This window comes from Thiococcus pfennigii (assembly GCF_016583835.1).
GTDB classification, from domain to species: Bacteria; Pseudomonadota; Gammaproteobacteria; order Chromatiales; family Chromatiaceae; genus Thiococcus; species Thiococcus pfennigii.
The window spans coordinates 1-7430 of sequence record NZ_NRRW01000096.1; the positions used below are offsets into that span (position 1 = coordinate 1).

Annotated in this window: 6 protein-coding genes; 4 read left to right on the forward strand and 2 right to left on the reverse strand. The window is 62.1% G+C overall.

The annotated features are described in order from the left end of the window. Positions 1-170: 170 nt before the first annotated feature. The 4 genes from CKO41_RS17505 (at position 171) to glcF (ending at position 4852) form a co-directional block, all read left to right on the forward strand. Positions 171-1028, forward strand: coding sequence for a four-carbon acid sugar kinase family protein (locus CKO41_RS17505; RefSeq protein WP_420826493.1), 858 nt, complete (start codon positions 171-173; stop codon positions 1026-1028). Beyond that, positions 1003-2502, forward strand: a complete 1500-nt coding sequence (locus CKO41_RS17510) for an FAD-linked oxidase C-terminal domain-containing protein (protein ID WP_200383199.1) — start codon at positions 1003-1005, stop codon at positions 2500-2502. The genes CKO41_RS17505 and CKO41_RS17510 overlap by 26 nt, the downstream gene beginning before the upstream one ends. After that, on the forward strand, positions 2502-3575 hold the full coding sequence (gene glcE, locus CKO41_RS17515) for a glycolate oxidase subunit GlcE (RefSeq protein WP_200383200.1): 1074 nt from the start codon (positions 2502-2504) through the stop codon (positions 3573-3575). Before CKO41_RS17510 ends, glcE begins: the two co-directional genes overlap by 1 nt. A 65-nt stretch (positions 3576-3640) precedes the next feature. Further along, on the forward strand, positions 3641-4852 hold the full coding sequence (gene glcF / locus CKO41_RS17520) for a glycolate oxidase subunit GlcF (RefSeq protein WP_200383201.1): 1212 nt from the start codon (positions 3641-3643) through the stop codon (positions 4850-4852). A gap of 231 nt (positions 4853-5083) precedes the next feature. On the opposite strand, the gene CKO41_RS19215 is transcribed toward glcF, so the two are convergent. Together CKO41_RS19215 and CKO41_RS17530 are read right to left on the reverse strand one after the other, a co-directional pair. Next, on the reverse strand, positions 5084-5335 hold the full coding sequence (locus CKO41_RS19215; protein ID WP_200383202.1) for a DUF4160 domain-containing protein: 252 nt from the start codon (positions 5333-5335) through the stop codon (positions 5084-5086). Between the two features lie 127 nt (positions 5336-5462). Then, complete coding sequence (locus CKO41_RS17530) at positions 5463-7271, reverse strand: hypothetical protein (protein ID WP_200383203.1); 1809 nt, start codon at positions 7269-7271, stop codon at positions 5463-5465. Positions 7272-7430 lie beyond the last annotated feature (159 nt).

Below are 7430 nucleotides of genomic sequence, written 5' to 3' on the forward strand. Positions count from 1 at the left end.
GATGAAAGCAATTCACATCGCCCCCCCGTATTCCTCGCTGACGGCCTCGATCCGAATGAAAAGCCGCCGCCGGGGCGGCATGAGGCCAGCGGTTTTTTTGAATTCAACGGGGTTTTCTTCCAGGCACCAGCTACCTGCCGGCCTATGTCGAGGAGAAGACCGGGGGACGCATCGCTGCGGCGCAGGTCGAGCGCTTCGTGCTCGACGATGTCCGTGGCGACGTCATGAACCGCCTGATGGCCCTCACGGGCAATGCCTGCTGCTGCGTCGATGCCGAGACCCAGGCCGACCTGGACGGCTTTTGCGGTCAGTTGATGGCCGCTGCCGGACAGGGCAAGCGCTGGCTGTTTCGCAGTGCCGCCAGCCTGCTGACGGCGCTCGCGCAACTGCCTCCCCAGCCGGTGGCGCGCGAGGCGATGGGCGACTATGTCCGAGACGGCCGGGCCGGGGCGGTGATCGTCGGCTCGCACGTGAGGAAGACCACCGAGCAGCTCGAGCGCCTGTTGGAGATGCCGGGCGTCGAGGCGATCGAGGTGGATGTGGGCCGGCTCGGCGAGAACGACCGTGTGCTGCTCGAGACCATCCTGGGGCAGGTCCGGACCGCGCACGACGCCGATCGCACGGTGGCCATCTATACCAGCCGCACGGAATTGAGCTTCCCGACCCAGGCCGCGCGTCTCGCCTTCGGCGAGCGGGTCTCGGGCTTCCTGATGGAGATCGTCGCGCGTCTGCCCGAGACCCTCGGTTTCCTGATCAGCAAGGGCGGCATCACCTCGAACGACGTCTTGAGCACGGGCCTGGCGCTCGGCGCCTCGCGGGTCGTCGGTCAGATCCTGACCGGCTGCTCGGTGGTACGCTGTCCCGACGACCATCCGCGCTATCCGGGCCTGCCGGTTGTCATCTTTCCCGGCAATGTCGGTGACCGAGAGGCGCTCGCGACAGCCTATCGGCGCCTCACCGGTCGCGACCGTAGCTTGCCAACCAACGCCTCCCATCGCAGCCATGACCCACTCCCACGACGCGCTTGACCCCCCCGAGCTGACGCCGACCGCCAAGGCCGAGCTGCTCGCGGCGCTGGCCCGCATCCTGCCGAAGGAGGCGCTGTTGCACGAGACGGAGGACCTCCGTCCCTACGAGTGCGACGGGCTCTCCGCGTACCGTCGGTTGCCGCTGGCGGTGGCGCTCCCCGAGCGCGTCGATCAGGTCCAGGCCATCCTGCGGCTCTGTCACGAGCGCCGGGTCCCGGTGGTGGCGCGCGGTGCGGGGACCGGTCTGTCCGGCGGCGCGCTGCCTGTCTCGCAGGGTGTCCTCTTGAGCCTGGCCAAGCTCAACCAGATCCTGGAGATCGATCCCGAGCGGCGCATCGCCAGGGTCCAGCCCGGCGTGCGCAACCTGGCGATCAGCCAGGCCGTCGATCATCTCGGGCTCTACTATGCACCGGATCCGTCCTCGCAGATCGCCTGCACCATCGGCGGGAATGTCGCCGAGAACTCGGGCGGGGTGCACTGTCTCAAATACGGCCTCACGGTACACAACATCCAGCGTCTCGAGCTGGTCACGATCGATGGCGAGTTGTTGACCATCGGCACCGAGGCCCTGGATGCGCCCGGCTATGACCTCTTGGCCCTGATGACCGGCTCCGAGGGCATGCTCGGGGTCATCGTCGAGATCACGGTCAAGCTGACCCCCAAGCCGGAGCGGGCCCAGGTGATCCTCGCCGCCTTCGACGATGTGGTCACGGCCGGCGCCGCGGTCGGCGCGATCATTGCCCATGGCATCATCCCGGCCGGGCTGGAGATGATGGACAAGCTGGCCATCCAGGCGGCGGAAGACTTCGTGCACGCCGGCTATCCGCGTGAGGCCGCGGCGATCCTGTTGTGCGAGCTGGACGGGGCCAATGCCGAGGTCACGGAGCAGATCCTCGTGGTGCGCCGGATTCTCACCGAGTGCGGCGCCACCGAGGCCCGCACGGCACGCGATGATGCCGAGCGGCTGCGCTTTTGGGCCGGGCGCAAGAATGCCTTCCCGGCGGTGGGGCGCATCTCGCCGGATTACTACTGCATGGATGGCACGATCCCGCGCAAGCGCCTGCCCGATGTCCTCAAAGGCATCGACGATCTGTCACGCGCGTACGGCCTGCCGGTCGCCAATGTCTTCCATGCCGGCGATGGGAATCTGCACCCGCTGATCCTCTACGATGCGAATCGCCCGGGCGAGCTGGAGCGGACCGAAGAGCTCGGCGGCAAGATTCTGGAGCTGTGTGTCGAGGTCGGGGGCACCATCACCGGCGAGCACGGCGTCGGGATGGAGAAGATCGACCAGATGTGCGTGCAATTCCGTGCGCCGGAGCTGAGCCAATTCCACGCCGTCAAGGCGGCGTTCGACCCCGACGGCCTGCTGAATCCAGGCAAGGCCGTCCCGACCTTGCACCGCTGCGCCGAGCTGGGGGCCATGCACGTCCACCACGGCAAGCTCCCCTTCCCAGAGTTGGAGCGATTCTGATGACGGGCCGAGACTGCAGCGAGGCACTACAGGCCCAGGTCCGGGAGGCCATCGCGGATCGCCAGCCGCTCTGTATCCGCGGGGGCGGCACCAAGGACTTTCTAGGCCGGACACCGCAGGGCCTGCCGCTGGCGCTCGACCAGCATGCCGGCATCGTCAACTATGAGCCGACCGAGCTGGTCGTCACGGTGCGTGCCGGCACCCGTCTGGGCGAACTCGAGCAGGCCCTGTCGGAGCGAGGCCAAATGCTCGCGTTCGAGCCACCGAGCTTCGGCCCGGCCGCGACCATCGGCGGAACGATCGCCTGCAATCTGTCTGGCCCGGCACGACCCTACGCCGGCGCCGCGCGCGACGCCGTACTCGGCGTCAAGCTCCTGAACGGCAAGGGCGAGATCTTGCGATTCGGCGGCGAGGTCATGAAGAATGTCGCGGGCTATGACGTCTCGCGACTGATGGTCGGGGCCATGGGCACCCTGGGCGTACTGCTCGAGGTCTCGATCAAGGTGCTCCCTAGGCCAGAGCACGAGATCACCCTGACCCAACCGGGCCTGCCGGCGGCGGCAGCGCTCGAGAGGCTCCATGCCTTGGCGCGCCAGCCCATCCCGATCACGGCCGCGGCCTATTGCGACGATGAGCTCCGCCTACGCCTGGGCGGCACCGAGAGCGGGCTCGCGGCCGCCCGAGCGGTCATCGCCGGTGAGCCGATGGACGCCGGCGAGGCAGCGGCCTTCTGGCTCGGGCTCAAGAATCACCAGTTGCCGTTCTTCGCCGATCAGCGCCCGCTGTGGCGCCTGTCCGTGCCGGTGAATCTGGCGCCGATACCGCTCGCGGGCGAATGGCTCTACGACTGGGGAGGTGCCCAACGCTGGATTCACAGCGACGCGGCCCCCGAGAGGCTGTTCGAGATCGCAGGCCAAGCCGGAGGGCACGGTACGGCCTTTCGCAATGCAGCGGACCCTGATCAGGTCTTCCAGCCCCTCGCGCCCGGCATCGCCAGGCTGCATCGGCGACTCAAGCAGGCCTTCGATCCGCATGGGCTCCTGAATCCCGGGAGGATGTATGCCGATCTGTGACTTGCTGTCCAGGGTCTGCGCCGGCCGCCATCGTCGTCACCTCCATCGGGCTTGACCGCGGCTCCATGCAAACCAACCTCGCCCCCGCATTCGCCACGACCCCCCAAGGCCAAGAGGCCGAGGGCATCCTGCGCGCCTGCGTGCACTGCGGTTTCTGCACGGCCACCTGTCCGACCTACCAATTGCTCGGCGATGAGCTGGACGGTCCGCGCGGTCGGATCTATCTGATCAAGCAGCTTCTGGAAGGTCACGAGGTCACGGCCAAGACCCAGCGGCACCTGGATCGCTGCCTGACCTGCCGCGCCTGCGAGACCACCTGTCCCTCGGGCGTGCGATATGGCCGACTCGTCGATATCGGTCGCGAACTGGTCGAAGAGCGGGTCCCGCGGCCCGCGCACGTCAGGCTCGAGCGTCATCTTCTGCGCCGGATCCTGCCCTATCCGAGGCGGTTCTCCGCCCTGTTGGCCTTGGGCCGCCTGGTCCGGCCGCTCCTGCCGAAGAGCCTGGCACGCAAGGTACCCCCGGCACCGTCCTCGCGACCGACCCCGATCGGGGCCTGCGACCGGAAGATGCTCGTCCTCGACGGCTGCGCTCAGGCCAGCGCCACCCCCAACACCAATCAGGTCGCGGCCCGGCTGCTGGCCAAGTTCGGCATCGAATTGGTCAGCGTCGCGGGGGCCGGTTGCTGCGGTGCGGTGTCGCACCACCTGGCGGCACCGACCGAGGCCAAGGGCCACATCCGCCGCAACGTCGACGCCTGGTGGCCGCTCATCGAGCAGGGCGCCGAGGCGATCGTCATCAGCGCCAGCGGTTGCGGGGTGATGGTCAAGGACTACGGTCACCTGATGGCGGGCGATCCGGAGTATGCCGAGAAGGCGAAGCGGATCAGTGCGCTGGCCAAGGACCTCAGCGAGGTCGTCAGCGAACTGGACCTCTCGCAGCTCGCGTTGGAGCCTGCAACCAAGCGCATCGCCTTCCACAGCCCCTGCACCCTCCAGCACGGCCAGAGGCTGACCGGTGTGGTCGAAGGCCTCCTATCCCGAGTCGGCTTCGAGCTGGTCCCGGTCGCCGATCCGCACCTCTGCTGCGGCTCGGCCGGCACCTACTCCATCCTCCAGCCCGAACTCTCCAAGAGACTCCGCGACAACAAGCTCGCGGCCCTACAACGCCACCAGCCCGAGCTGATCGCCACGGCCAATATCGGCTGTCAGTTGCACCTGGCGACGGCCTCGCAGGTGCCCGTGCGCCATTGGATCGAGTTGCTGGAAAGCGGCTGAGGACGGTTAGCGATACCCTGAATCCGTGACGCTTCAGGCAGGCGAATAGGCTGCGAGTTCAACCCGCGAGATGGGAACGGGTCTCGCAGGGTTGCATTTCTCCCCTGCCGGAGAAGGGGCGGGACCAGCGAGCCCTTGATACCCCTTTGTCCCCCAGTTCGGAGCGCCAAACCGAGCGCTGTCCCCCTGGCCCTTGTGCTAGGCTCCGAGCAAACTTCGTGAGCTGTAAGATCACGAACTGGCCAGGCCGGTGAAGTATCGCCTTATCCGGCGGGGCCGAGGTGCTACGATGGGGGAGTTGACCCCTTGGCCCCTGAGCTCGTCCTCGTGGATCGTTATCCAAGCCTGCAGAAGCCGAAGCTTCTTGGCCGGCAATCGCCCGCCAAAAGCTCTCCTTTCGGTATCGACACAACGGCCTGCTGACCCTGGATACTCTACATGCCGATGAGGTAGCCGATGTTGCTGCGTATCTATGAACAGCATCCGGACGACGATCAGCAGAACGGTCTAATGTATCTAAAATATCAGACCTTGAAAAGATAATCTTGGCGCGGCCCCGCGACGGGAATGCGGGACCGGAACGTGCGTAAAAAGCGCCAAATTGAACTCCCTAGGTGCCACCCACAACGTCTTGTCCCTCATCTACCGCTGCCCTGGTAAGTTTCCCATATTTGCCCCTCATACGATCGCAAGCATCCCGTACCCTCCTCCGTATCAAATAGTCTGGTGCGCCTTCATTTTCCCGCCGAATCCGGTCCGCGAGTTCCAGCAACTCGATGGGAAGATTTGCTGCAAAATCGAGGTCAAGCAGTATCGGCAATAGTTGCTCATGAGTTCGTGTGAGTCTAGCCCTTGCCGGCCCAAACGACAACGAATTAAGCAAAAAGTCTAACGACATTAGCGGAGATGTTGGCTTAGCTTCCAGTTCTTGCCTTAAGCGCTTCCGAATCTTCCACGCAACGCTATCTATCGTAAGCCACCAATGTCTGTAGCCCAACTCCGATGATTGCTCTTGCATTCGAAGTCCTATAATTCCTAGATAGCTCTCTACATCATGCCTAATGAGAATCTCGATACTGCCGCCGAGACTTGTATTTTCGTCATTGCTATTTCTCCGTTCGTCATGGGCTTCTCTCCACAAACGCTCCGTTGCAAAGCGAAGCTCCTCGTCCACAGCCTCCACGTGCTCGGACAGGGACTCCACTTCTATGCAATAATTCGACGAAAGATACTCGCCGATATCATCCTCCGGCCGCTCAAGACCGCGAAATAGTTCAGCCGCGGATCGGAAGCTCGACGGCGAATAACCTGCCTGGACGTAATTTCTATACAGGTAGGGAATCCGCCCCTCCCATTCGCTCGTAGCGTAAGTGGAACACGCTTGTGAAATGCGAATATGGCTCAACAGTTCCTGAACCACGCCATCCGAAACTCGCAGCTCGACGCCGGCCTCGTTGAGATTATTTATCGCTGACGTATATCGTCTGTTGTCTTGCTCACCAAAGAAGGACTCAGCCAGAAGGGGAAGCACAATTGTTGTGTCCAGCCAAATCTTGCCATGGCCAAAAATCTTTTTCGTGGCTTTCTGCACGTCCGGTGTCTCGCGCAAAAAAGAGAATAACGTGTACGAATCCGAAAGCTTCCGCAAATGCGATTGCACATTATTGTTTTTTGAGGCGCATAGTCTAGCGATCACATTCAGCGCGACATCCGGAAACAGATCTAGGCTTACAGAGTCGCTTGGATGTTCGGTCAGGTCAGAATAGACTGTATTGTAGAGAATTGTTCTGTCTATGACGGCAATTTCTCCCGAAGCCACAGAAGCCGCGAACACCTCCCCGGTTTTAAGCAAAAAACTATCAAGAACCCGAACGATCCTGTCCCGATAGTCTTGTAACTTTGCATCTATTTTGGGATCACCATCCAACTCTATCGAAACAAGGCGTTCCACTTCAGAAATGAAATCGGACTCTTGGTTTTCGGTTGCAACTAGGCGATCCTGAAGTCGAGTCAACTCCTCAAAAGTTAGACAAAACTCGTCGATTTCTTTCCAATGTCGAATTTTTCGCTTCGTTAGCCTTTTAAGAGCAGCGTCCACCTGTTTCGAAACCTCGGTTTCGTCGGCCGAACTCAAATAGCCAGATATGTTCTCATGAACAGCGAGGCGCGTTAATCTTGCGTCTGATTTTGTATTCCTGAGCGCCGACAAGACCAATGCCTCATAAACGACCTTACTTAACCCTTTGCCGGAGTTTTCATCTTCCCACTGCATAGCCAAGTAGGTCAACGCAGCTTTTGATTCGATAGCTGTCAAAGATGGCCTGTTCTGCTCAATTACTTTTTGCCCCTCAAGCAACGGTATCGCGACGAAGTCAGCAAAGATCTTGGCCGCTGAATACTTGATATCATCAAGGTGCATTCTTTCCGAGAACCAGGAAGAATCTCTAATATCTAGTGCCTGGACGGAAAGTCGTTTTCAATCGCAAGAACAATGCCTTATAATCGAATCGGGCACCGGAAGTCGAGCGGCCGGAAGCCGTCTGGGCCCACGGCGCCGCCGCTAACTGCCTGATTGTTC

Coding starts and splice junctions, on each gene's coding strand:
- CKO41_RS17510 (WP_200383199.1), top strand. CDS start 1,003: ATGACCCACTCCCACGACGCGCTTGACCCCCCCGAGCTGACGCCGACC.
- CKO41_RS19215 (WP_200383202.1), bottom strand. CDS start 5,335: ATGCTGTTCATAGATACGCAGCAACATCGGCTACCTCATCGGCATGTA.
- CKO41_RS17530 (WP_200383203.1), bottom strand. CDS start 7,271: ATGCACCTTGATGATATCAAGTATTCAGCGGCCAAGATCTTTGCTGAC.
- glcE (WP_200383200.1), top strand. CDS start 2,502: ATGACGGGCCGAGACTGCAGCGAGGCACTACAGGCCCAGGTCCGGGAG.
- glcF (WP_200383201.1), top strand. CDS start 3,641: ATGCAAACCAACCTCGCCCCCGCATTCGCCACGACCCCCCAAGGCCAA.